Annotated in this window: 22 protein-coding genes; 16 read left to right on the forward strand and 6 right to left on the reverse strand. The window is 54.5% G+C overall.

Going from position 1 to position 23042, the window contains the following annotated elements; genetic code table 11:
• Positions 1-93: 93 nt before the first annotated feature.
• Positions 94-2523 carry an ATP-dependent helicase HrpB gene (gene hrpB / locus GM298_RS08890; protein WP_266153977.1) on the reverse strand — a complete coding sequence of 810 codons (2430 nt, stop codon included), beginning with the start codon at positions 2521-2523 and terminating at the stop codon, positions 94-96.
• A 73-nt stretch (positions 2524-2596) separates the two neighbouring features.
• Here hrpB and thpR point away from each other — a divergent pair, with 73 nt between their 5' ends.
• From thpR to panD, 9 genes are all read left to right on the forward strand, one after another.
• Positions 2597-3151, forward strand: coding sequence for an RNA 2',3'-cyclic phosphodiesterase (gene thpR, locus GM298_RS08895; RefSeq protein ID WP_266153978.1), 555 nt, complete (start codon positions 2597-2599; stop codon positions 3149-3151).
• A complete protein-coding gene (gene sfsA / locus GM298_RS08900) occupies positions 3141-3845 on the forward strand; it encodes a DNA/RNA nuclease SfsA (RefSeq protein WP_025756800.1) in 705 nt (234 codons plus the stop codon). Before thpR ends, sfsA begins: the two co-directional genes overlap by 11 nt.
• A gap of 176 nt (positions 3846-4021) precedes the next feature.
• Complete coding sequence (gene dksA / locus GM298_RS08905; RefSeq protein ID WP_001155232.1) at positions 4022-4477, forward strand: RNA polymerase-binding protein DksA; 456 nt, start codon at positions 4022-4024, stop codon at positions 4475-4477.
• Between the two features lie 59 nt (positions 4478-4536).
• A complete protein-coding gene (gluQRS, locus tag GM298_RS08910; protein WP_252087740.1) occupies positions 4537-5427 on the forward strand; it encodes a tRNA glutamyl-Q(34) synthetase GluQRS in 891 nt (296 codons plus the stop codon).
• Positions 5428-5469: 42 nt separating this feature from the next.
• Positions 5470-6867 carry a polynucleotide adenylyltransferase PcnB gene (gene pcnB, locus GM298_RS08915; RefSeq protein ID WP_266154060.1) on the forward strand — a complete coding sequence of 466 codons (1398 nt, stop codon included), beginning with the start codon at positions 5470-5472 and terminating at the stop codon, positions 6865-6867.
• Complete coding sequence (gene folK / locus GM298_RS08920; protein WP_025756797.1) at positions 6864-7343, forward strand: 2-amino-4-hydroxy-6-hydroxymethyldihydropteridine diphosphokinase; 480 nt, start codon at positions 6864-6866, stop codon at positions 7341-7343. Before pcnB ends, folK begins: the two co-directional genes overlap by 4 nt.
• A gap of 110 nt (positions 7344-7453) precedes the next feature.
• Positions 7454-8245 carry a 3-methyl-2-oxobutanoate hydroxymethyltransferase gene (panB, locus tag GM298_RS08925; RefSeq protein WP_025756796.1) on the forward strand — a complete coding sequence of 264 codons (792 nt, stop codon included), beginning with the start codon at positions 7454-7456 and terminating at the stop codon, positions 8243-8245.
• 11 nt (positions 8246-8256) lie between these two features.
• Complete coding sequence (panC, locus tag GM298_RS08930; RefSeq protein ID WP_126800512.1) at positions 8257-9108, forward strand: pantoate--beta-alanine ligase; 852 nt, start codon at positions 8257-8259, stop codon at positions 9106-9108.
• Between the two features lie 32 nt (positions 9109-9140).
• Complete coding sequence (gene panD / locus GM298_RS08935) at positions 9141-9521, forward strand: aspartate 1-decarboxylase (RefSeq protein ID WP_003856284.1); 381 nt, start codon at positions 9141-9143, stop codon at positions 9519-9521.
• 1 nt (position 9522) lies between these two features.
• Here panD and GM298_RS08940 read toward each other — a convergent pair whose 3' ends face one another.
• Positions 9523-10767: a polysaccharide deacetylase family protein gene (locus GM298_RS08940; RefSeq protein WP_025756794.1), complete on the reverse strand. Its 1245-nt coding sequence runs from the start codon at positions 10765-10767 to the stop codon at positions 9523-9525.
• Between the two features lie 323 nt (positions 10768-11090).
• Between GM298_RS08940 and GM298_RS08945 the strand changes: the two genes are divergently transcribed.
• The 5 genes from GM298_RS08945 (at position 11091) to GM298_RS08965 (ending at position 16790) form a co-directional block, all read left to right on the forward strand.
• Positions 11091-11828 carry a fimbrial chaperone gene (locus GM298_RS08945; RefSeq protein WP_045285860.1) on the forward strand — a complete coding sequence of 246 codons (738 nt, stop codon included), beginning with the start codon at positions 11091-11093 and terminating at the stop codon, positions 11826-11828.
• 35 nt (positions 11829-11863) lie between these two features.
• Positions 11864-14440 (forward strand): outer membrane usher protein, encoded by a 2577-nt coding sequence (locus tag GM298_RS08950; protein WP_266153983.1) that lies wholly within the window; start codon positions 11864-11866, stop codon positions 14438-14440.
• Positions 14441-14442: 2 nt separating this feature from the next.
• Positions 14443-15039, forward strand: coding sequence for a fimbrial protein (locus GM298_RS08955; RefSeq protein ID WP_266153984.1), 597 nt, complete (start codon positions 14443-14445; stop codon positions 15037-15039).
• Positions 15040-15062: 23 nt separating this feature from the next.
• On the forward strand, positions 15063-15617 hold the full coding sequence (locus GM298_RS08960) for a fimbrial protein (protein ID WP_025756791.1): 555 nt from the start codon (positions 15063-15065) through the stop codon (positions 15615-15617).
• 66 nt (positions 15618-15683) lie between these two features.
• The gene (locus GM298_RS08965) at positions 15684-16790 is read left to right on the forward strand and encodes a fimbrial protein (RefSeq protein ID WP_128338886.1); all 1107 of its coding nucleotides are present in this window, start codon (positions 15684-15686) and stop codon (positions 16788-16790) included.
• Positions 16791-16798: 8 nt separating this feature from the next.
• On the opposite strand, the gene GM298_RS08970 is transcribed toward GM298_RS08965, so the two are convergent.
• The 3 genes from GM298_RS08970 to GM298_RS08980 all read right to left on the reverse strand — a co-directional run bounded on the left by GM298_RS08970 (position 16799) and on the right by GM298_RS08980 (position 19038).
• Entirely contained in the window at positions 16799-17239 is a 441-nt protein-coding gene (locus GM298_RS08970) for a PTS sugar transporter subunit IIA (protein WP_025756789.1), read from the reverse strand.
• Positions 17240-17344: 105 nt separating this feature from the next.
• Complete coding sequence (locus GM298_RS08975; RefSeq protein WP_023334536.1) at positions 17345-18115, reverse strand: ABC transporter permease; 771 nt, start codon at positions 18113-18115, stop codon at positions 17345-17347.
• The gene (locus tag GM298_RS08980; protein ID WP_045285856.1) at positions 18112-19038 is read right to left on the reverse strand and encodes an ABC transporter ATP-binding protein; all 927 of its coding nucleotides are present in this window, start codon (positions 19036-19038) and stop codon (positions 18112-18114) included. Before GM298_RS08980 ends, GM298_RS08975 begins: the two co-directional genes overlap by 4 nt.
• A 107-nt stretch (positions 19039-19145) precedes the next feature.
• Here GM298_RS08980 and can point away from each other — a divergent pair, with 107 nt between their 5' ends.
• Positions 19146-19808, forward strand: coding sequence for a carbonate dehydratase (gene can, locus GM298_RS08985; RefSeq protein WP_013095615.1), 663 nt, complete (start codon positions 19146-19148; stop codon positions 19806-19808).
• A gap of 48 nt (positions 19809-19856) precedes the next feature.
• On the opposite strand, the gene hpt is transcribed toward can, so the two are convergent.
• Positions 19857-20393 (reverse strand): hypoxanthine phosphoribosyltransferase, encoded by a 537-nt coding sequence (gene hpt / locus GM298_RS08990; protein ID WP_025756787.1) that lies wholly within the window; start codon positions 20391-20393, stop codon positions 19857-19859.
• A 208-nt stretch (positions 20394-20601) separates the two neighbouring features.
• On the opposite strand from hpt, the gene GM298_RS08995 reads away from it, so the two are divergent.
• Positions 20602-22992, forward strand: a complete 2391-nt coding sequence (locus tag GM298_RS08995; RefSeq protein ID WP_025756786.1) for a glucose/quinate/shikimate family membrane-bound PQQ-dependent dehydrogenase — start codon at positions 20602-20604, stop codon at positions 22990-22992.
• Positions 22993-23042 lie beyond the last annotated feature (50 nt).

Below are 23042 nucleotides of genomic sequence, written 5' to 3' on the forward strand. Positions count from 1 at the left end.
CAAAATTTGTTTTCTCCCTCTCCCTGTGGGAGAGGGCCGGGGTGAGGGCATCAGGCCGCACTGTCCAGGCCGCACTCCCCTCTTTCCCCTGCATCACGAATACTTCTTCGTCCGCCGCGTCGGCGCCGTATTCGCTGGATCGTCAGGCCAGACGTGTTTAGGGTAGCGCCCCTTCATCTCTTTTTGCACTTCACGGTAGCTCCCCGCCCAGAACGCCCCCAGATCGCGGGTGATCTGCAGCGGACGATGCGCGGGCGACAACAGTTCAAGCACCACCGGAACACGTCCTTCGGCGATGGACGGCGTGGTCGCCTCCCCAAACATCTCCTGCATCCGTACCGCCAGCGCCGGCGGATTATCCTCGTGATAACGAATGGCAATCCGGCTGCCGGTCGGCACAGTGTAATGCCCTGGCAGTTCACTATCCAGACGTTGACGTAACGACCAGTCGAGTAAATTCTGTAACGCGACCTTAACATCAAGCGCTTTCAGCGCCCGAAGCGAGTGTACACCGCTCATTTGCGGCAGTAGCCAGGTTTCCAGCGATGCAAGCAACGTGTCATCATCCACCGCCGGCCAGGCATATTCTGGCAGCCAGCGCGCGGCGCAGTGCAGACGAATACGGTACTGTTCGGCCTCCGGTGTCCAGTTCAGAACACCTAATCCTTTTTCCCGAATGCCGTTCAGCATCGCCAGATGCAGTTCCTCTTCCGACGGCTTCGCCAGCGGCTTCGTCCCGAGGGTCAGTTTACCTATCTGACTGCGACGAAATGCCTTCAGCGTACCCTGCGCATCATCCCACTCGACGATGTCGGACTGCTGGAGCAGCTGCGGGCACGCGCGGGTCAGGGTGTCGATATCCACGGCAATGGCCTGCAAAATCCGCGCATCCGGGGAGTGGCTTCCCTGCAGCAACAGCGGTGCGATCAGCCACTCATGGCGCGTCAGGGCGTCATCGCTGTCCAGCATCGCGCCCATACCGTTTGCCAGTTGGTAGCGACCATCCAGCCCGCGCCGACGGGCAATCCGGTCCGGAAAAGCCTGCGCCAGAAGCCGTGGGAGACTCTCACTGTCTGGCACGCCGCTGCGGCTGTTAAGCCGCTTACACAGCTGCTGCGCCCGCTGCTGCCAGTTTCCCTGATTGCGCGAAAAGGCCTGGGCCAGATCGCAGCTGCCTCCGCGTGGCGGCTCCTCAAGGATAGCGGACAGTTTCGCAGCCGTAGCGATTTCATCATCCCCCTTTGCCGCCACCAGCATGGCGGCCAGCCGGGGCTCGTTCCCCAGCGCGGCCATTTTTTGCCCGCGGGAGGACAACCGCTCACCGTCCAGGGCGCCAAGCTGAGTCAGTAAAGCCCGCGCAGCGGCAAGGTTCACGGCTGGCAGAGGATTAAGCCAGGTCAGCTGGGCGGGGTCACGGCAGCCCCATTGCAGCAGTTCCATCACCAGCCCGGACAGATCGCTTTGTAAAATTTCCGGCGTACTTTGTTGTGCCGCGCGTTCAGCCTGCTCCGCGCTGGTCAGATGCAGGCAGATACCCGGCTTAAGACGTCCCGCACGGCCCGCGCGCTGTACCATCGACGCCTGGCTAATACGCTGCGTCAGGAGCTTAGTCAGCCCGGTACGCGGGTCAAAACTGGCCACTCTCTCCTGGGCGCTGTCCACCACCAGGCGAATCCCTTCAATGGTCAAACTGGTTTCAGCGATATTGGTCGCCAGCACCACCTTACGCTGACCCGCAGGCGCGGGCAGGATCGCTTTACGCTGTTCGGCCAGCGACAGCGCACCGTAGAGCGGGCACAGCAGGACATCGCTGCTTACGCGGGAGGTCAGCTGTTCCTGCACGCGCTGGATCTCGCCCACGCCGGGTAAGAACAGCAGCAGCGAGCCGGGTTCCTGACGCAGCAGCTCTGCGGTTGCAATGGCCACGGCCTCGTCAAAACGCTGATGCGCTGGCAGCGGCTGGTAGCGCCGCTCGACCGGGAATGCGCGTCCCTCCGAGCTAATGACCGGCGCGTGCGGCAACGCCTGCTGCAGCCGCTCATTATCCAGCGTCGCCGACATGATGAGCAGCCGAAGATCGTCGCGCAGCCCCTGCTGCACGTCCAGCAAGAGCGCCAGGGCCAGATCCGCCTGCAGGCTGCGCTCGTGGAATTCATCCAGGATCACCAGCCCGACGTCGGTCAGCTCCGGATCGTTTTGCAGCATGCGGGTGAGGATCCCTTCGGTCACCACCTCAAGCCGCGTGGACGGCCCCACGCAGGTTTCGGCGCGCATGCGGTACCCCACCGTCTCCCCTGTTTTTTCGTCCAGCAGTTCCGCCAGGCGCTGCGCCACGTTGCGTGCGGCCAGCCTGCGCGGCTCCAGCAGGATAATTTTCCCGCTGATGTTCCCGTCTTTCAGGATCTGTAGCGGCAGCCAGGTCGACTTACCGGCGCCCGTAGGCGCGTTAAGCAAAACCTGAGGGGCATGGTGTAAGGCAGCGAGAAGCTCAGGAAGGACGACGGCGACCGGCAATGAGGACACGAACAGCTCCAGAGGGTTAACATTAGTCGGCGTACATTGTAGCATCGGCGCATATCATTACCGAGTCCCCCTTATGCCTGAGTCGAAACGGCTGTTTTTTGCCATTGAATTGCCCGCCCCCCTGCAGCGTCAAATTGTACGCTGGCGCGCTGAACACTTCCCGCCGGAAGCAGGCCGCCCTGTCGCAGCGGCTAACCTGCACCTGACGCTGGCCTTTCTGGGGGACGTCAGCGCCGAAAAACAGCGGGCATTAACCGCCATGGCCGGGCGCATTACCCAGCCGGCATTTACGCTGCACCTCGACGACGCGGGTCAGTGGCTGCGTTCGCGCGTGCTCTGGCTGGGGACGCGCCAGCCGCCGCGCGGGTTATTGCAACTGGCGAATATGCTGCGCGCACAGGCGGCGCGGAGCGGCTGTTATCAGAGTCCGCAGCCGTTTCATCCGCATATCACCTTGCTGCGCGATGCCGGCCAGGCCGTTGCCATCCCGCCGCCGGGTTTTCACTGGGCTTTTCCGGTCAATGAATTCGCGCTTTACGAATCCGTCTTTGCACAGGGACGCACCCGCTATACGCCGCTCCAGCGCTGGCCGCTGGGCAACACCGAAAGGAATTCTGATGAAGTTTAGTCCTCCCCTGCAGCATGCCACGCTTGTCCAGCGCTACAAACGCTTCCTTGCCGACGTGATCACGCCTGAAGGCGTAGCGCTCACCCTGCATTGCCCCAATACGGGTGCCATGACGGGGTGCGCGACGCCGGGTGACACGGTCTGGTATTCCACGTCAGAAAATACGAAACGCAAATATGCCCATACCTGGGAAATGACTGAAACGCAAAATGGGGCATTTATTTGTGTGAATACCCTGCGCGCCAATCAGCTGGTAAAGGAAGCGCTGACCCTGGGAACCCTTCCCGAACTGGTGGGTTATGGCACGCATAAAAGCGAAGTGAAGTATGGCGATGAAAGCAGCAGAATTGACTTCATGTTACAGGCGGAAGACAGGCCTGAGTGCTATATTGAAGTAAAATCAGTGACGTTAGCGGAACAGGAAAATGGCTACTTCCCGGATGCGGTAACGCTACGTGGCCAGAAGCATCTGCGAGAGCTAATGAGTGTTGCGGCGGCGGGCAAACGCGCCGTGTTGCTGTTTGCGGTATTGCATTCAGCCATTGAACGGTTCTCCCCTGCCCGCCATATTGATCCTAAATACGCGCAATTGTTGAATGAGGCACAAAAGCAGGGGGTAGAGGTTTTAGCTTATAAAGCGGAACTTTCTGCCGATAATATGACTCTGAGATCCTCTCTTCCCATTGTCTTATAAGGGATTAGGCGATTGATGATTAATTGTTCTGGCCGCGTGCGCAAATACGCTTTTCCTCACAGGCTTGTCAAGTGTTACGTTTAGATAATTGCCATACGGAAAAGCATCTGCTATTTATAGCGACCTGATTTTTCCCCCAACACGGGGATCGATAGTGCGTGTTAAGGAGAAGCAACATGCAAGAAGGGCAAAACCGTAAAACATCGTCCCTGAGTATTCTCGCCATCGCTGGGGTGGAGCCGTATCAAGAGAAGCCGGGCGAAGAGTATATGAACGAAGCCCAGCTGTCGCACTTCAAGCGTATTCTTGAAGCATGGCGTAATCAACTCAGGGATGAAGTCGATCGCACCGTTACTCATATGCAGGATGAAGCTGCTAACTTCCCGGATCCGGTAGACCGTGCCGCTCAGGAAGAAGAGTTCAGCCTCGAACTGCGTAACCGTGACCGCGAACGCAAACTGATCAAAAAGATCGAGAAAACGCTGAAAAAAGTCGAAGACGAAGATTTTGGCTACTGCGAATCCTGCGGTGTTGAAATTGGTATTCGTCGCCTGGAAGCGCGTCCAACCGCCGATCTGTGCATCGACTGTAAAACGCTGGCCGAAATCCGCGAAAAACAGATGGCCGGTTAATACCAGCGCTGTTTACACACTCCAAAGGCGGGAGTCTCTCCCGCCTTGTTACTGTTGATATGTCTGAATCACACTATATTGGGCGCTTCGCGCCATCTCCCTCCGGTGAATTACACTTCGGCTCATTAATTGCCGCGCTCGGCAGCTACCTGCAGGCTCGCGCCAGCCAGGGCAAATGGCTCGTTCGCATTGAAGATATTGACCCACCGCGTGAAGTTCCCGGTGCAGCAGAAACCATTCTGCGTCAGCTGGAACATTACGGTCTTCACTGGGATGACGAGGTTCTCTGGCAGTCAACACGTCACGACGCTTATCGCGAACGCCTGGCCTGGCTAAGCGCTCAGGGGCTTTCCTATAACTGCACCTGCACCCGCGCGCGTATCCAGAGCGTGGGAGGCGTCTATGACGGCCACTGCCGCACGCGTAACCTTCCGCCGGAAAATGCCGCCGTGCGCATCAGGCAGCGCGCCCCGGTGACGCGGTTTAACGATTTACTCTCCGGTGAGATCTTCGCCGATGCGCGTCTTGCCGCCGAGGATTTTATTATTCACCGTCGTGATGGCCTGTTCGCCTATAACCTGGCCGTGGTGGTGGACGATCATTTTCAGGGCGTAACGGAAATTGTGCGCGGGGCGGATCTGGTCGAGCCTACCGTGCGACAAATCTCGCTTTATCACCAGTTTGGCTGGACGGCACCGGATTACATTCATCTGCCGCTGGCGGTCAACGAGCAGGGCTGTAAGCTGTCAAAGCAGAATCACGCCCCTGCCCTGCCAGACGGCGATCCGCGGCCTGTTTTGATCGACGCGCTGCGATTTCTCAACCAGAATGTAACCAACGAATGGCAGGATCTGCGTACTGACGAACTGCTGAAAATGGCCGTCACCAACTGGACGCTCAGGGATGTGCCAAAAATCCAGCATTCTCAAATGCGTTGCGCTGAGCTATGATTAGCCGCTTTTTTCATAACAAAACACACTACGAGGTGTACCATTTTTACCCGAGTCGCTAATTTTTGCCGTAAAGTGCTAAGCCGCGAAGAGAGCATGGCGAACGATGCTATTGCGCAGCCACACATGTCGGTTATTCCGCGTGAGCAGCACACTATTTCCCGCAAAGATATCAGTGAAAATGCCCTCAAGGTGCTCTATCGTCTGAATAAAGCGGGCTACGAGGCCTATCTCGTCGGCGGTGGAGTACGTGATTTACTGCTGGGCAAAAAACCGAAAGATTTCGACGTGACGACCAGCGCCACGCCTGAGCAGGTGCGCAAATTATTCCGTAACTGCCGTCTTGTCGGTCGCCGTTTCCGTCTGGCTCACGTGATGTTTGGGCCCGAGATCATCGAAGTGGCGACCTTCCGCGGGCACCATGAAGCAGGCGCGTCCGATCGCACCACGTCGCAGCGTGGCCAGAATGGCATGCTGCTGCGCGATAATATCTTCGGCTCTATCGAAGAAGATGCCCAGCGTCGCGACTTCACCATCAACAGCCTTTATTACAGCGTGGCAGATTTCACCGTGCGCGATTACGTCGGCGGCATGCAGGACCTGCAAGAAGGTCTGATCCGTCTGATTGGCACGCCGGAAACGCGCTATCGTGAAGATCCCGTGCGTATGCTGCGCGCCGTGCGCTTCGCCGCCAAGCTGAATATGCGCATCAGCCCGGAAACGGCCGAGCCTATTCCGCGTCTGGCGACGCTGATCAACGACGTGCCGCCAGCCCGCCTGTTTGAAGAGGCGCTAAAGCTGCTGCAGGCCGGTTACGGCTTTGAAACCTATAATCTGCTGCGTGAATACAACCTGTTCCAGCCGCTGTTCCCGACCATTACCCGCTACTTCACCGAAAACGGTGATAGCCCAATGGAGCGGATGATTGCCCAGGTACTGAAGAATACCGACACCCGTATCCGCAACGACATGCGCGTGAACCCGGCGTTCCTGTTCACGGCGATGTTCTGGTATCCGCTGCTGGAAACGGCCCAGCGAATTACCCAGGAGAGCGGTCTCGCCTATTACGATGCTTTCGCGCTGGCCGCAAACGACGTGCTGGACGAGGGCTGCCGTACGCTGGCTATTCCGAAACGTATTACCACCCTGGTGCGCGATATCTGGCAGCTTCAGCTGCGAATGTCCCGTCGCCAGGGCAAACGCGCCTGGAAGCTGATGGAGCATCCTAAGTTCCGCGCGGCGTTTGATCTGCTGTCACTGCGCGCTGAAGTGGAACGCAATCAGGAGCTGCAGCGTCTGGCACAGTGGTGGGCCGAGTTCCAGGTCTCCGCGCCGCCGGAGCAGAAAGATATGCTCACCGGCCTTGATGAAGAGCCGGCCCCGCGTCGCCGCCACCGTCGTCCGCGCAAACGCGCCCCGCGTCGCGAAGGCACGGCATGACCCTCGCGTATATCGCTATCGGCAGCAATTTAGCCTCTCCGCTGGAGCAGGTGAATGCTGCCGTTCAGGCGCTGGGGGAGATCCCGCAAAGCAGGATCGTGGCGGTCTCCTCTTTCTACCGCACGCCACCGCTGGGACCGCAGGATCAGCCGGATTACCTGAACGCCGCCGTGGTACTGGAAACCGCTCTGGACGCCGAAACGTTGCTGGATAACACTCAGCGCATCGAGCTGCAGCAGGGTCGTGTACGCAAAGCCGAACGCTGGGGACCGCGCACGCTGGATCTCGACATTATGCTGTTTGGTCATGACGTCATTAATACCGACCGCCTCACCGTTCCGCATTACGATATGAAAAATCGCGGGTTTATGCTGTGGCCGCTGTTTGAAGTCGCGCCCGATCTCACCTTCCCCGACGGCATTCCGCTCAGGGACATTCTGGACAACCTCCACGCGGAAAGACCCGCTCGCTGGTAAGCCTGTTAGCCACAAAATAAATGTGGCTAATCGACGACCTAAAATCATTGTTCCCCCGAATGTTACTGTTAGAATGCGCAAAGATTCGCTTTGGGCTATCAGGAAACAGTATGAAACCAACCACCATCTCCTTACTGCAGAAATGCAAACAGGAAAAAAAACGCTTCGCCACCATCACCGCGTATGACTACAGCTTCGCCAAACTGTTTGCCGAAGAGGGTATCAACGTCATGCTGGTCGGAGATTCGTTAGGGATGACGGTACAAGGACATGATTCCACCCTTCCGGTGACGGTTGAGGATATTGCTTACCACACCCGCGCCGTGCGTCGTGGCGCACCGGCCTGCCTGCTGCTTTCCGACCTGCCGTTTATGGCCTACGCCACACCAGAGCAGGCATTCGACAATGCGGCAACGGTCATGCGTGCCGGGGCGAATATGGTCAAAATTGAAGGCGGCGCCTGGCTGGTGGAGACGGTGAAAATGCTCACCGAGCGCGCCGTGCCGGTATGCGGTCATCTTGGCCTGACGCCGCAATCCGTGAATATCTTTGGCGGGTATAAGGTACAAGGCCGTGGCGATGCAGCCCAGACGCTGTTTGAGGATGCCCTGGCGCTGGAAGCTGCAGGCGCTCAGCTGTTGGTTCTGGAGTGCGTGCCGGTTGAACTGGCGAAACGCATTACCGACGCGCTGTCGATTCCGGTGATTGGTATTGGCGCGGGCAACGTGACCGATGGTCAGATTCTGGTGATGCATGACGCCTTTGGCATCACCGGTGGGCATATCCCGAAATTTGCCAAAAATTTCCTCGCGGAAGCGGGCGACATGCGCGCCGCGGTCAGGCAGTATATTGCCGACGTTGAATCCGGTGTTTACCCGGGTGAAGAACACAGTTTCCATTAAGGAGTCTCGTTGTGCTAATCATTGAAACCCTGCCGCTGCTTCGCCAGCATATCCGTCGCGCGCGTCAGGAAGGTAAACGTATTGCACTGGTCCCGACCATGGGCAACCTGCATGATGGCCATATGAAGCTGGTCGACGAAGCGAGAGCCCGTGCAGATATCGTGGTGGTCAGTATCTTCGTTAACCCAATGCAGTTTGACCGGGCCGACGACCTGGCACGCTATCCGCGCACCCTGCAGGAAGACTGCGAGAAGCTGAAAAAACGCCATGCGGACATCGTCTTCGCGCCGGCACCGGCGGACGTATATCCACAGGGTACGGAAGAGGCAACCTACGTTGACGTACCGGGTATCTCCACCATGCTCGAAGGCGCAAGCCGCCCGGGCCATTTCCGTGGCGTATCGACCATCGTCAGCAAGCTGTTCAACCTGGTGCAGCCTGACGTTGCCTGCTTTGGTGAGAAAGATTTCCAGCAGCTCGCGCTCATTCGCAAGATGGTGGCCGACATGGGCTATGATATCGAGATCGTGGGCGTGCCGATTGTGCGCGCTAAAGACGGTCTGGCGCTCAGCTCCCGTAACGGCTACCTGACCGCAGAGCAGCGTAAGATCGCCCCGGGATTAAGCAAAGTCATGAACACCATGGCGGATCAGCTTCTGGCGAAAGAGTTAACCGCCGAAGAGATTATTGCTCTGGCTGAACAGGCGCTGAACGACAAAGGCTTCCGCGCTGACGATATTCAAATCCGCGATGCCGACACGCTTCTGGCGCTTGCAGAGACCAGCAAACGCGCGGTCATTCTGGTGGCGGCATGGCTTGGCCAGGCCCGCCTCATCGACAACAAAGTGGTTGAACTGGCGTAGTTTTTCTACCCGGAAAATGAAAGGTAAACGTAATGATTCGCAAAATGCTGCAAGGTAAGCTTCACCGTGTGAAAGTCACCCAGGCCGACCTGCACTATGAAGGCTCCTGCGCGATCGATCAGGATTTTCTCGACGCGGCGGGTATTCTCGAAAACGAAGCCATTGATATCTGGAACGTGAACAACGGCAAGCGTTTCTCTACCTATGCCATTGCCGCCGAGCGCGGGTCAAAGATCATCTCCGTGAACGGCGCGGCTGCGCACTGCGCGGACGTGGGCGACATTGTGATCATCGCCAGCTTCGTGATGATGTCTGACGAAGAAGCGCGCCGCTGGCAGCCGAAAGTGGCCTACTTCGAAGGCGACAACGAGATGAAACGCACCGCGAAAGCGATCCCGGTTCAGGTTGCCTGATTTACCCCTGCGGCTGATTGCTGATCAGCCGCGACATCGTCTCCAGCGAATCCGTTCTTAAGATATAGAGGCGTTTCAGTAAGAACGGATTATCCCCCGGCTTGACCTTCCCTTTCATCGTTGTCACCGCCAGGTGAAAACCGGCGTCATTTGCTGCTTTAATCGCTTTCGTGTCGTAGCTCCCAAACGGATAGGAGAGATACAACACTCGCGGATTGAACTGCGCCAGCCCCCGGCGCGAGCGTTCAAAATCGAAGAGGATCACGTGATAGCTGCGGCTGAGCAAAATCGGATGTTTGTTACCATCGACGCGGTGAAGAAAGTGCGTATGGGACTGAATATCAAACACGTCCTGGATACCCTTCAGCTCCTGAACGCTCATAAACTGCAGCGATTTAGGATCCCACTTCTGCGGATGGCGCTTAATGCGTGACGAAATGATAAACGCCGTGGCGTTAAAGCCGTACTCTTTCAGAACCGGATACGCATAGCGGCTCACCGATTTCAGCCCGTCGTCAAAGGTGATCACCACCGATTTGGCAGGCAGATTCAGTTTGTTACGCACATACCCTTCCAGCTGATACATCGTCAGGGTGGTGTATCCCTGATCGCGCAGCCAGGCCATCTGGTTGTTAAAGGCACGTACGCTGGTCGTGGTAGAGGTATGACGAAAACGGGTGTTCTCTTCATCACGCAGAATATGATGGTAGGTCAGAACCGGGATCCCATTATCTTCCTGTGCATCCAGGCTACTGACCCACGCCAGGCGGTTGCCGATGCGGATCTGATACCAGGTCTGATTCAGACGGTCTTTCAGCTTGTTCAGTATCGGATAGCGAAGGTTGGCGCTTAATGTGCCGAACGGCGCACTCCCGCTGGAAGGCGCATTAAACACCGGCGTGTCTTTCCAGGTGATAAGGTTCTGGTTGCTCAGGGGTTTATTCAGATCGCCGAGGCTATCCTCGACGCGCTGTTTTCCCTGAACCGGCTCAAGGTGCCCCTTGTCGATAAAGCCAGTCCCAAAACCGAAGCGAAATTCGTAGTAATCTGCAGCGGCAGGAACCACGCCCAGTATCTGTCCCGCACGCACGTTGCCAACGTTAACGACCGCGTTTCCAACCTGTGCCCAGATCGCCGCGTCTTCCGTGGTTTGCATGTATTGTGCTACTGCCTTTTGGTCGCTGAGCAGGCTGGCGGACGCGCTACAGGAAAAGATCATCAGGACCAGGACAAATCGAATAAACATGAACCCTATAAGCCTTCAACATTCATCTTTCACCATTGTAACATAATGATTCTCATAACTCTGCTTTAATGTCCCTCTGGCTAAGTTCTTTCTTAAAACGAGAATAAAAAAAACCTCTAAATCACTTTTATTTCATTTCACCGGTACTGCAAACAAAAACAACCCCCTGTATTTACTCGCAAAAAAAAGATGCTCGCAAATCATTTAGTTAAACTTAACAGACATCTAAAAAAAACGAAATCCAATAACAAAACACCTGCCATTAGTATAATTAGCAGCAAAACAATTGATGTAATAAATATGTAGAACTGAGGCGGAATTTTATGTCAGGTATCAAACTTAACGTTGTAAAGGCGTCAGCACTGTTATTGGCTGGTCTTATTTCCTTTCATGCTTGTGCCGACATTATCATTTCCGGGACGCGTATCGTTTATCCTTCCACGGCAAAAGATGTGACGGTCAACCTGCAGAACAAAGGCAATAAACCTTTACTGGTTCAGTCGTGGCTGGATGACGGACGCGATAACGTTAATCCCCAGCAGCTAAAACTCCCTTTTATTGTTACGCCTCCCGTCACGCGTGTGGATGCACATAAAGGCCAGGCGATTCGCATTACCTGGCTGGGCCAAAATATGCCTCAGGACCGAGAGTCACTCTACTGGTTTAATGTTCTGGAAGTCCCACCCAAAGCGCAAGGGGCGGATAAGAAAAACCTTTTGCAGGTGGCTTTCCGTACCCGCATTAAATTATTTTTCCGCCCGGAGGGATTAAAAGGTACAGCGGCAGAAGCCGTAAAAAATCTTAAGTGGTCTCTGAACGCTGCCGCAGGTAGCAGCGTCGTAACAGCAAAAAATGACTCACCTTTTAATATTTCGATTGCCAGTGCAGAACTGAGTGCCGGGGGGAAAAGGTATTCTATTGAGAGCCATTCGGTTAAACCGTTCTCCAGTGAAAATATGAAAATCAAAGGCCTCCTGAACGGGACCTCCGGCATGCTTAATTTTGTATCCATTAATGATTTTGGCGGTTCTGAAAATCATCAAATCGCCATTACGCGTTAATCAACACATATTACAGATAAGCCTCACCGTGAAATATGTCATTCCGATACGCATTATTCTCTCTTCTGCTGTGTGCCGCCCTGAATGCACACGCAGAAGAACATGCTGCATCGTCTGTTACCGGAGGCGAAAATAATGATATTGAGTTTAACGATCAGTTTTTATTTACTACTGACGGGAATATTGATGTGCATCGTTTTTCCCGAGGTAATCCCGTTACGCCCGGTATTCATCGCGTAACGCTTGTTGTTAACGGCATAACAAAAGCGGTGACGGATGTTGAATTTACCGATAACGGTACCGCCCGTGCCACACCCTGTATTCCCCTCAAAATACTAAAGCAGATGGATGTAGATATTTCTCATCTCAAAATCGACGATAACGACGATACGTGCCTGGATATCGCCACCTTATATCCAGGTTCGACGGTTGATTTTGACACCACAAGCCAGGCGCTGAACGTCAGCCTGCCGCAACTGTTTCTGCTGAAACACGCGGCGGGCTATATCGACCCGTCACTTTGGGACGAGGGTATTCCCGCGGGGTTGCTGTCTTACGATATGAATGCCTGGCATAACCAGGGCCAGCAGTCGCAGCGCGACAGCGCCTATGCCGGGCTTCACTATGGTGTTAACTACGGGCCGTGGCGGTTGCGCTCAAACGGAAGCCTGAACTGGGATCAGCAGAGCGGTACCCGCTACGATAACCAGGATATTTATCTGCAAAGGGATATTACGCCGCTCAAGGCGCAGATGGTAATGGGCGATTCCTGGACACGTGGAGATGCCTTCGATGCCCTCCATCTTCGGGGTGGCCGTCTGTTTAACGATGACCGAATGCTACCTGGCGGAATGTCCAGCTACGCTCCCGTGATCCGCGGTACGGCTAACACCAATGCCAAAATCACCGTCACCCAGAGCGGGAATAAAATCTACGAAACCACCGTTCCCCCTGGGGCATTTGAGATTAACGATCTGAATGCCACCGGTTATGGACAAGACCTCACCGTAACCATAGAAGAGGCTGACGGTAGCCAACACGCTTTTACCGTTCCCTTCTCCTCCGTCACACAGATGTTACGGCCAGGCTATGCCCGCTGGGAGGCCGGGGTGGGTGAGTTGCAGGATGAGGCTTTACATTTCTCACCCAGACTGGCGTTTGGCACACTCTATTATGGCCTCAATAACCTTTTTACCGGTTATACCGGGCTGCAATATACCGATATGGGTTTTTCTGCAGCTCTGGCTGGCATCGCCATGAATACGCCTCTGGGGGCGTTTGCCTTTGATGTGACCCGCTCTTCAGCACAGATTGATACGATTCCGGCAATGAAAGGCCAGAGCTACCGTCTCTCCTGGAACAAGACCGTAGACCAGACGGATACGTCTCTGAATGTCGCAGCGCTGCGCTTTTCAACGCAGGACTATCTCAGCCTGGATGACGCCGCCCAGTTGCAGGATCACATTCAGTATGATGGCCAGAGTGCGGACGAAGCAAAACAAAACCTTCAGCAAATGAAGAACCAGTTACAAATAAACCTGAACCAGCCGCTGGACATAAATAAACAGAACTATGGATCTCTTTATATTAACGGCAGCTGGCAAAGCTGGTGGAACGGGAATAACCAGACGGCCAGTTATGCGATGGGCTACAGCAACAATTTTCGTTATGGCAGTTATAACGTGTCTCTGCAACGGACCTATGATGCATTTGGCGAAGCAGATAACAGCCTCTATTTAAATTTCAGCATACCGTTTGACTCGTTCTTAAAAAATAAAAACAGTCTCGCCGGTTTTAACAACGTGAATATGGGAATGAGCTCAGACCTGAGACATTCACATAACCTCAATATGACGGCTAACGGTGCTTCGCAAGACAGTCGCTATAACTACAGTGTGACGACGAGTTATAGCCAAAGCACCGCTGAAAATTTAAGTCAGGTGAGCGCCTATGGCAGCTATAACAGCGACTATGGCCCTCTTAGCCTTTCCGCGTCGTCAGATTCACAAAACAGCCAACAGTACTCTGCCAGCTACAGTGGCGGAGCGATTATTCACGGTGGCGGAGTCACCTTCACGCCCGGCAGCATTGGTGAAAATGACGCGCTGGCGCTCATTAAGGCCAGTGGCGCAAAGGGAGCCCATGTGAGCAACAGCCGTGGCGAAATCAGTGACTCAGGGTATGTCGTCATGCCTTATCTCTCTGCATACCGCGAAAATCGGATCACCCTGGATACCAGTACCTTAACGGAGGATGTCGCCGTTGAAAATAACAGTACCGTGGAGGTACCGCGTAATGGCGCGGTGGTGATGGTTGATTTTAAAACGAATGAGGGTCGCTCGGCGGTGCTCGAATTAACGCGTTCAGATAGCGGGTTTATTCCGCTGGGCGCAGACGTCATGAATGAAAAGGGAGACATCATTGGAAGCGTAGGCCAGGCAGGGCAAGCATATGTCAGGGGGGTAAATGAAACAGGTAAATTAACCGTAGTATGGGGAGCAGGAAAGGATGAAACCTGCTCAGTAAATTATCATTTTGGTACTGATGAACAGAAGGTGGGTTTAACCACCATCCTCCATAACCAAACATGCATTATGCAAAGGAAACATTAAATATGGAAAATAACGTAACTGCTTTTGATAAAAAGCGATTTCTCGTCCATACCGCGCTGGTTGCTGTTTTATTTTCGGCGACGTGCGGCGTCAGAGCAGCAGAGAACCTCGACCTGACCTTCAGCGCAAATATCCGGGAAACAACCTGTGATATTAAAATTGATGGGGGAACAGGTGATGGCACAAATAATACCATTACGATTGGCGCTAACGGGAATACCCGTGTAGATACGATTGCAACGGGAGAAGCAAAAGAAAACTTCAAACTGGTGATCACCGAGTGCCCTTCCAGTCTGGTTTCATTAAAGACGGAAGTGGCAGGTACCGCTTCAGGTAGCGTCAACACCGCTATCGCGAACGGCATCGACTCATCAGCAGGAGGAGCCGCCAACACGGGGCTGTCTATTGCGCGTGTCTCTGCTCCGGATGCCCCTTTTGTCATCAATTCGACAGATAACAGTAAACGGCTGGTATGGACACCAGCAGAAATCAGCGCAAAAGAAGTTGGGCTGGTGGCCACGATGGTAGAAACCGTAGCCAATCAGGCCACAACGGGCTCATTCAGAGCCATTGCGACGTTTAACTTCAGTTACGAATAACGGGACAGGGAAAGGAGCGAGTAATGCGTAAACATCTGACGGCTTTAACAATGGCGATTTGCGGTGGACTGTTGTCCTTCGCCTCACAGGCACAGATCAGCGGTACATCCAGTCTGACGGCAACATTTGAAACCAATGTTGTGCCAGGCACCTGTACCGCAGAAATTCAGGATTCCACAGGCAATGCATCGACAGAGATTAATTTTGGCGATGTGTTCAAGTCCGATCTGACGGCGAAAAGCCGTATCGAAGCCTTTAAACTGAATTTCAGCAACTGTTCGGGGGTGAAAAGCGCCACCGTGCAGGCCACCCCGGGCGCAGGCACAAGCTGTTCTACCGGATCCAGCGACAAATTTGGTTCAACACACGGAACGGCTTTCGAAGTCTGGAAAGGTCTTGCCGATACCGGCACCGTTCTCAATTGCACCACCCAACCTACCCAAAACGTGACGATCAGTTCGGGTTCCGGTTCGCTGGATATGAATGCGCGTATTGTTATTGCCGATGGAAAAACCATTGCCGATGTTACGCCTGGTGCGGTGACATCCCTGGTAACGTTCATGGTGACCTATCAGTGAAACCAGAGAGGAATTGTCCGGACGGATGCCGGCAGTTCCTTTCTTTTTCTGCGTAGATTTCAACTTATGATAAAAAAGAGTGCTTTCAATGCCCTGGTGATGCTTCTGGTATTTGCCGCCTTTGGAATGCTGTGCCGCCCGGCATTGGCCGATCAAAGCTGTTATATCGAAAGCAATAACGCGGGCACTTATACCACTGGAAGCTCATCGCTTCTTAACCTCTCGACAAATAAAGTTTCCACGCCAACGAGCCTGGATGTGACATCCACATATGTGATCCAGTTTATTACCAGCAACCCGATAGGCTGTAAAAACTGGACCCCCTACGACAATACCGTCCACTTTACGAATGCCGCAGGGAATTTGCTCGATACGCAATACACCACGCCAGAGGGCAACGCCCTGCTTAAAACCACGGTGCCGGGCATTGACTACACTGTCGAGTTAATGTGTTACGTATCAGAGGGTTGTGGTTCATCGCATCCAACGGTTGATCTCTATCTGAAGGGAGGAAATGGCACGGATAATACGGTGCCATCACAAAGCAGTGGGGCTCCCTATGCCGATGCCGACAGCCAATGGAAGCTCAAATTTACGCTCTGGATCACGCCACAATTTAAACCGCAGAAAGGTATCAATACCGGAAACTCACTCGCCGGTACGATTGCCTATTTCCAAATTGGAACCAGCAGTCAGCCCAAAATTATCTTCAGTGCCACAACCAGCACGCTGAAATTTACGGTCCCGGCAAGCAGTTGCTCATTTGGTGTCGCCCAGGGTGATACCGTCTCGGGTAATAACGTTGCGCTGGGTGATTACTGGATAGATGATATTAAAAACAACAACACGCCGGTTATTCCCTTCTCAATCTCGCTTGCAAGCTGTTATACCCCCAAGCTCAAGGTGAAGATGACATCGGCCTTTGTTTCTCCGGATCACAGCATGTTAGGGCTGAGTAGCGGGAGCGCGGCAGGGGTCGCCGTCAGGATCATTAACACGGATACTTCCAGCATGATGATCCCAAACAGTGAAACCAGTACCGATATTGATCGCAGCAGTGACTGGTCATCTCTGGAGAATCTTCACTTTTCAGCCCAACTGTTAGCCGATGGCGGGGCGATTAAAGCGGGCGATTTCAATGCAGCAGCGACCTTTTTGATGGATTATGAATAGAAAAAAGCTCAGTGGTTGTCGCGTTCGTGAAACAGGACAAAGGGCGGATTTTTTTGCTGCTGATGCCATAAACTGGTCACGCCGGGTTCGCCCTGCGCCACGATGGCATCACGAAATTCTGCGCTGCTCAATGACTCACGCCGGGGATACATTAACTCGAGTAAAGCGAGATTAATTCCCGAGATGACCTCACAGCAGTCGTGTTTGTGGCTCAACAGAGCCGCTGCACGATATGGCGCCGCGCCTGATTTATCGGTAAGAAAAATAACGCCGTCACCGGTGTCCGTTTCATGCAGGGCATCGCACATCATTCGGCTGAGCATGTTAGTGCTCAAACCGCGCCAGTAATTGACTGCCCGACATTGCACCAGCGGACCAAACCTGGCTTCAAGCTTGTCCAGCATATCCTGCGCGTGTTCATCGTGGCAGGTGATAACCCATCCCAGCATAACTCTCTCCTTAGCAGGCAAGTAGTTTAGCGGAGTGAAGGTTAGCTTTCGGTGATAACTGTCAAAGAAAAGCGCCCGGCAAACAGAATGTCGCCGGGCGGAAGATTAGCTGCGCAGACCGCGCCCGCGCTGGATCAGATACCAGCACAGCAGGTAGAAGGCGATGATGAACACCACCAGCACCGCGACCGTGGTAAACAGCGGCACATCGGTGATCCCGAGGAAGCCAAAGCGGAAACCGCTGATCATGTAGACAATCGGGTTCAGGTGCGACAGCGCCTGCCAGAATGGCGGCAGCAGCGTCAGGGAATAGAACACCCCGCCCAGATAGGTCAGCGGCGTCAGCACAAAGGTCGGGATCAGGCTGATATCGTCAAACGTTTTGGCAAACACCGCGTTCAGCAGACCGGCCAGCGAGAAGAGGATCGCCGTCAGCAGCAGCGTCAGGGCCACAAACAGCCAGGAGTGCACCTGGAATGGCACGAAGAACAGCGAGATGGCCGTCACCAGGATCCCGACACACAAACCGCGCGCCACGCCGCCACCGACGTAACCCGCAATGATCACATGCGTTGGCACCGGTGCCACCAGCAGCTCTTCAATATTACGCTGGAACTTGGCGCTAAAGAACGACGACGCCACGTTAGCATAGGCGTTGGTGATCACCGCCATCATGATCAGGCCCGGCACGATAAACTGCATATAGGTAAAGCCGTGCATTTCACCAATACGGGAACCAATCAGGTTACCGAAGATGATGAAATAGAGGGTCATGGTGATCACCGGCGGCACCAGGGTTTGCACCCAGATGCGCATAAAGCGGTTAATCTCTTTCGCCCAGATACTTTTCAGCGCGACCCAGTAAAGATGCGTCATGCCTTGTCTCCTTGTTTATCCTGCACCAGAGAGACAAACAGCTCTTCCAGTCGGTTCGCTTTGTTACGCATACTTAAAACCTGAATGCCCTGCGCGCTCAGTTGCGAGAACACGCTGTTAATTCCCTGCTCGCGCAAAACTTCCACTTCCAGCGTCGAGGTATCCACCAGACGATACTGGTACCCTTCAAGCTTGGGTAGCGGGCTTTTTGCCGCCAGATCGAGAATAAAGGTCTCTGATTTGAGCTTGGAGAGCAGATTCTTCATCGAGGTATTTTCCACCAGCTCGCCGTGCTGAATGATGCCGATGTTGCGGCACAGCATTTCAGCCTCTTCAAGATAGTGGGTGGTCAAAATAATGGTGGTGCCTTTGTCGTTGAGGTCTTTCAGAAAGCCCCACATGGAACGACGCAGTTCGATATCCACGCCCGCAGTCGGTTCGTCGAGAATGAGCAGTTTTGGCTCGTGCATCAGCGCACGGGCAATCATCAGGCGGCGCTTCATCCCGCCGGACAGCATACGCGCACGTTCGTTACGCTTTTCCCACAGATCGAGCTGTTTGAGGTATTTTTCACTGCGTGCTAACGCCTCTTTTCGCTCAACGCCGTAATAACCCGCCTGGTTGACGACGATTTGCTGCACCGTCTCAAACGGGTTGAAGTTGAACTCCTGCGGGACCAGCCCGAGCTGACGCTTGGCGTTCACCACATCTTTTTGCAGATCGTAGCCAAAGACGCTCACCCTGCCGGACGTTTTATTCACCAGCGAGCTGATGATACCAATGGTGGTCGATTTCCCCGCCCCGTTCGGCCCCAGAAGCGCGTAGAAATCCCCCGCCTCTACTTTCAGATCTATCCCGCGTAGCGCCTGAACGCCGCCCGGATAGGTTTTTTTTAGCTGCTCAAGCTCCAGTGCAATCGCCATGAAATAAACTTACCTTAGGTTCTGACACACGTTGTGTGGTTTCATTAAAAGTCGGGTTACCCTATAGTAGCGCAACGCAATTACTCGGTTACAGGTCGCTAACCTCCATGAACAACATAGATACACTCATCAGCAACAATGCACTATGGTCAAAAATGCTGGTGGAGGAAGACCCCGGATTTTTTGGAAAGCTCGCGCAAGCGCAGAACCCACGCTTTCTCTGGATTGGATGTTCCGACAGCCGGGTGCCGGCAGAGCGCCTGACAGGTCTTGAGCCCGGCGAACTGTTTGTTCACCGCAACGTCGCCAACCTGGTGATTCATACCGATCTCAACTGTCTTTCTGTTGTGCAATATGCCGTTGATGTTCTGGAAGTTGAGCACATCATCATTTGCGGCCACTACGGCTGCGGCGGCGTGCAGGCGGCGGTCGAAAACCCGGAACTGGGGCTCATTGATAACTGGCTGCTTCACATCCGTGATATCTGGTTCAAACATAGCTCACTGCTGGGTGAAATGCCGCAGGAACGTCGTATGGATACCCTTTGCGAACTCAACGTGATGGAGCAGGTGTATAACCTGGGCCACTCGACGATCATGCAATCAGCATGGAAGCGCGGGCAGAAGGTCTCTATCCACGGCTGGGCGTACGGCATTCACGATGGTCTGCTACGTAACCTGGAAGTCACCGCCACCAACCGGGAAACGCTGGAGCAGCGTTACCGTTCAGGAATTGCCAACCTCAAGCTTAAGCATGTGAACCATAAATAAAGCCGGGGGTTTTCTCCCTCTCCCTCAGGGAGAGGGCCGGGGCCACACTTACTCGTCCAGCAATACCACTTTCCCAACATACGGCAGATGACGATAACGCTGCGCATAGTCGATGCCGTAACCGACAACGAACTCATCCGGGATAGAGAAACCCACAAACTCGACCGGCACCTGCACTTCACGGCGGTCTGGTTTATCCAGCAGGGTGCAGATAGCCAGCGATTTTGGCTCACGCAGGCCAAGGATCTCGCGCACTTTTGAGAGCGTATTGCCGGAGTCGATGATGTCTTCGACGATCAACACATCTTTGCCACGAATATCTTCATCCAGATCTTTCAGGATTTTCACATCACGGGTTGTGGACATGCCGCTGCCGTAGCTGGAGGCGGTCATAAAATCGACTTCGTGCGGCACCTGCACTTCACGGCACAGGTCTGCCATGAACATGAAAGAGCCACGCAACAGACCGACCAGCACCATTTCGCTGCCGCTGTCCTTGTAATGTTCGGTGATTTGACGACCCAGTTCGGCGATACGCGCTTTGATCTCGGCTTCCGGGATCATCACTTCAACAGTATGTTTCATATTACTAACCACATGATTTTGATGAAAATCTCTCAATGCGAATACAGGGTATTCCGGCATCGATACGCAAGCCAGCCATTATACCAGTAAATGGCTACGCCTGGCGCATGAGTTATAAAAAGCAAATATTGTGATTCCGATCACACTTGTTAATACCTATAATTAGTTGCTAGCAAATTATTAACAAAAACTGACGAGTACACTTTCTATGGCTGAAACAAACTCTAAACAGCCGCGTCTACTGGTGACACTAACAGCGCTATTCGCCGCCTTCTGCGGCCTGTACCTGTTAATCGGTGGCGTCTGGCTGGTCGCGATCGGCGGCTCCTGGTACTACCCGATTGCGGGCCTGGTTATGCTTGGCGTAACCGTCCTGCTCTGGCGTAGAAAACAATCCGCACTGTGGCTTTACGCCGCATTACTCCTCGCAACCATGATCTGGGGCGTCTGGGAAGTCGGCTTCGACTTCTGGGCACTGACGCCGCGCAGCGACATTCTGGTGTTCTTCGGTATCTGGCTGATCCTGCCGTTCGTCTGGCGTCGCCTGATTGTGCCGTCCAGTGGTGCCGTTGCGGCGCTGGTGGTGGCCCTGTTAATCAGCGGCGGCATCCTGACCTGGGCCGGCTTTAACGACCCGCAGGAGATCAACGGGACGCTGAATGCAGAATCCACGCCAGCGGCGGCGATCTCGCAGGTCGCTGACGGTGACTGGCCAGCCTACGGGCGTAACCAGGAAGGCCAGCGTTACTCCCCGCTGAAGCAGATCAACGCCGACAACGTTAAAAACCTGAAAGAAGCCTGGGTATTCCGTACCGGCGATCTGAAGATGCCGAACGATCCGGGTGAACTGACCAACGAAGTCACGCCGATTAAAGTGGGCAACATGCTTTATCTGTGTACGGCGCACCAGCGTCTGTTCGCGCTCGACGCGGCCACCGGTAAAGAGAAATGGCACTTCGATCCGCAGCTGAACTCTAACCCATCCTTCCAGCACGTCACCTGCCGTGGCGTTTCTTATCACGAAGCGCGTGCGGATAATGCGAGCCCAGAGGTCATTGCCGACTGTCCTCGCCGCATTATGCTGCCGGTGAACGATGGTCGCCTGTTCGCGATTAACGCCGAAACGGGCAAGCTGTGCGAAACTTTTGCCAACAAAGGTATCCTCAACCTGCAGACCAACATGCCGGACACCACGCCGGGTCTGTATGAGCCGACCTCACCGCCCATTATCACCGATAAAACCATCGTGATTGCGGGTTCGGTTACGGATAACTTCTCCACCCGCGAAACCTCTGGCGTTATTCGTGGTTTCGACGTAAACACCGGTAAACTGCTGTGGGCCTTTGATCCGGGCGCGAAAGATCCAAACGCGATCCCGTCGGATGAACACACCTTTACCTTTAACTCGCCGAACTCCTGGGCACCGGCCGCGTATGACGCGAAGCTGGATCTGGTCTACCTGCCTATGGGTGTGACCACGCCGGATATCTGGGGCGGAAATCGCACACCGGAGCAGGAGCGTTATGCCAGCTCCATCGTGGCGCTGAACGCGACCACCGGTAAACTGGCCTGGAGCTATCAGACCGTTCACCACGACCTGTGGGATATGGACATGCCGTCCCAGCCGACGCTGGCGGACATTACCGTTAACGGTAAAACCGTGCCGGTGATTTATGCTCCGGCGAAAACCGGTAACATCTTCGTGCTGGACCGTCGTAACGGCGAGCTGGTCGTCCCTGCGCCGGAAAAACCGGTTCCGCAGGGTGCAGCAAAAGGCGACTACGTCACCAGGACGCAGCCGTTCTCTGACCTGAGCTTCCGTCCGAAGAAAGACCTCAGCGGAGCAGACATGTGGGGCGCCACCATGTTTGACCAGCTGGTGTGCCGCGTGATGTTCCATCAGCTGCGCTATGAAGGTATCTTCACACCGCCGTCTGAGCAGGGCACGCTGGTCTTCCCGGGTAACCTGGGGATGTTCGAATGGGGCGGGATCTCCGTTGACCCGAACCGTCAGGTGGCGATTGCCAACCCAATGGCGCTGCCGTTTGTCTCTAAGCTGATCCCGCGCGGTCCTGGTAACCCGATGGAGCAGCCGAAAGACGCGAAAGGCAGCGGTACCGAAGCCGGTATTCAGCCGCAGTATGGCGTGCCGTTTGGCGTGACGCTGAATCCGTTCCTGTCTCCGTTTGGTCTGCCGTGTAAACAGCCTGCCTGGGGTTATATCTCCGGTCTGGATCTGAAAACCAACGAGATCGTGTGGAAAAAACGTATTGGTACCCCGCAGGACAGCATGCCGTTCCCGATGCCGGTTCCAGTGCCGTTCAATATGGGTATGCCAATGCTGGGTGGCCCAATCTCTACCGCTGGTAACGTGCTGTTCATCGCGGCAACCGCAGATAACTACCTGCGCGCGTACAACATGACCAACGGTGAGAAACTGTGGCAAGGCCGTCTGCCAGCCGGTGGACAAGCGACGCCGATGACCTATGAAGTGAATGGCAAGCAGTACGTTGTCATCTCCGCGGGAGGTCACGGTTCGTTTGGCACGAAGATGGGCGACTATATTGTGGCGTATGCGTTGCCGGACGATGCCAAATAAATGCAAAACGGCAACGAAAGTTGCCGTTTTTAGTGTTTGTTCCCTCTCCC

The sequence above is a fragment of the Enterobacter sp. HSTU-ASh6 genome (assembly GCF_026319105.1).
Taxonomy (GTDB): Bacteria; Pseudomonadota; Gammaproteobacteria; order Enterobacterales; family Enterobacteriaceae; genus Enterobacter; species Enterobacter sichuanensis.

Coding starts and splice junctions, on each gene's coding strand:
- folK (WP_025756797.1), top strand. CDS start 6,864: ATGACCCTCGCGTATATCGCTATCGGCAGCAATTTAGCCTCTCCGCTG.
- can (WP_013095615.1), top strand. CDS start 19,146: ATGAACAACATAGATACACTCATCAGCAACAATGCACTATGGTCAAAA.
- panD (WP_003856284.1), top strand. CDS start 9,141: ATGATTCGCAAAATGCTGCAAGGTAAGCTTCACCGTGTGAAAGTCACC.
- GM298_RS08940 (WP_025756794.1), bottom strand. CDS start 10,767: ATGTTTATTCGATTTGTCCTGGTCCTGATGATCTTTTCCTGTAGCGCG.
- GM298_RS08960 (WP_025756791.1), top strand. CDS start 15,063: ATGCGTAAACATCTGACGGCTTTAACAATGGCGATTTGCGGTGGACTG.
- thpR (WP_266153978.1), top strand. CDS start 2,597: ATGCCTGAGTCGAAACGGCTGTTTTTTGCCATTGAATTGCCCGCCCCC.
- gluQRS (WP_252087740.1), top strand. CDS start 4,537: ATGTCTGAATCACACTATATTGGGCGCTTCGCGCCATCTCCCTCCGGT.
- GM298_RS08965 (WP_128338886.1), top strand. CDS start 15,684: ATGATAAAAAAGAGTGCTTTCAATGCCCTGGTGATGCTTCTGGTATTT.
- GM298_RS08995 (WP_025756786.1), top strand. CDS start 20,602: ATGGCTGAAACAAACTCTAAACAGCCGCGTCTACTGGTGACACTAACA.
- GM298_RS08950 (WP_266153983.1), top strand. CDS start 11,864: ATGTCATTCCGATACGCATTATTCTCTCTTCTGCTGTGTGCCGCCCTG.
- hpt (WP_025756787.1), bottom strand. CDS start 20,393: ATGAAACATACTGTTGAAGTGATGATCCCGGAAGCCGAGATCAAAGCG.
- GM298_RS08955 (WP_266153984.1), top strand. CDS start 14,443: ATGGAAAATAACGTAACTGCTTTTGATAAAAAGCGATTTCTCGTCCAT.
- sfsA (WP_025756800.1), top strand. CDS start 3,141: ATGAAGTTTAGTCCTCCCCTGCAGCATGCCACGCTTGTCCAGCGCTAC.
- GM298_RS08980 (WP_045285856.1), bottom strand. CDS start 19,038: ATGGCGATTGCACTGGAGCTTGAGCAGCTAAAAAAAACCTATCCGGGC.
- GM298_RS08970 (WP_025756789.1), bottom strand. CDS start 17,239: ATGCTGGGATGGGTTATCACCTGCCACGATGAACACGCGCAGGATATG.
- GM298_RS08975 (WP_023334536.1), bottom strand. CDS start 18,115: ATGACGCATCTTTACTGGGTCGCGCTGAAAAGTATCTGGGCGAAAGAG.
- dksA (WP_001155232.1), top strand. CDS start 4,022: ATGCAAGAAGGGCAAAACCGTAAAACATCGTCCCTGAGTATTCTCGCC.
- panB (WP_025756796.1), top strand. CDS start 7,454: ATGAAACCAACCACCATCTCCTTACTGCAGAAATGCAAACAGGAAAAA.
- GM298_RS08945 (WP_045285860.1), top strand. CDS start 11,091: ATGTCAGGTATCAAACTTAACGTTGTAAAGGCGTCAGCACTGTTATTG.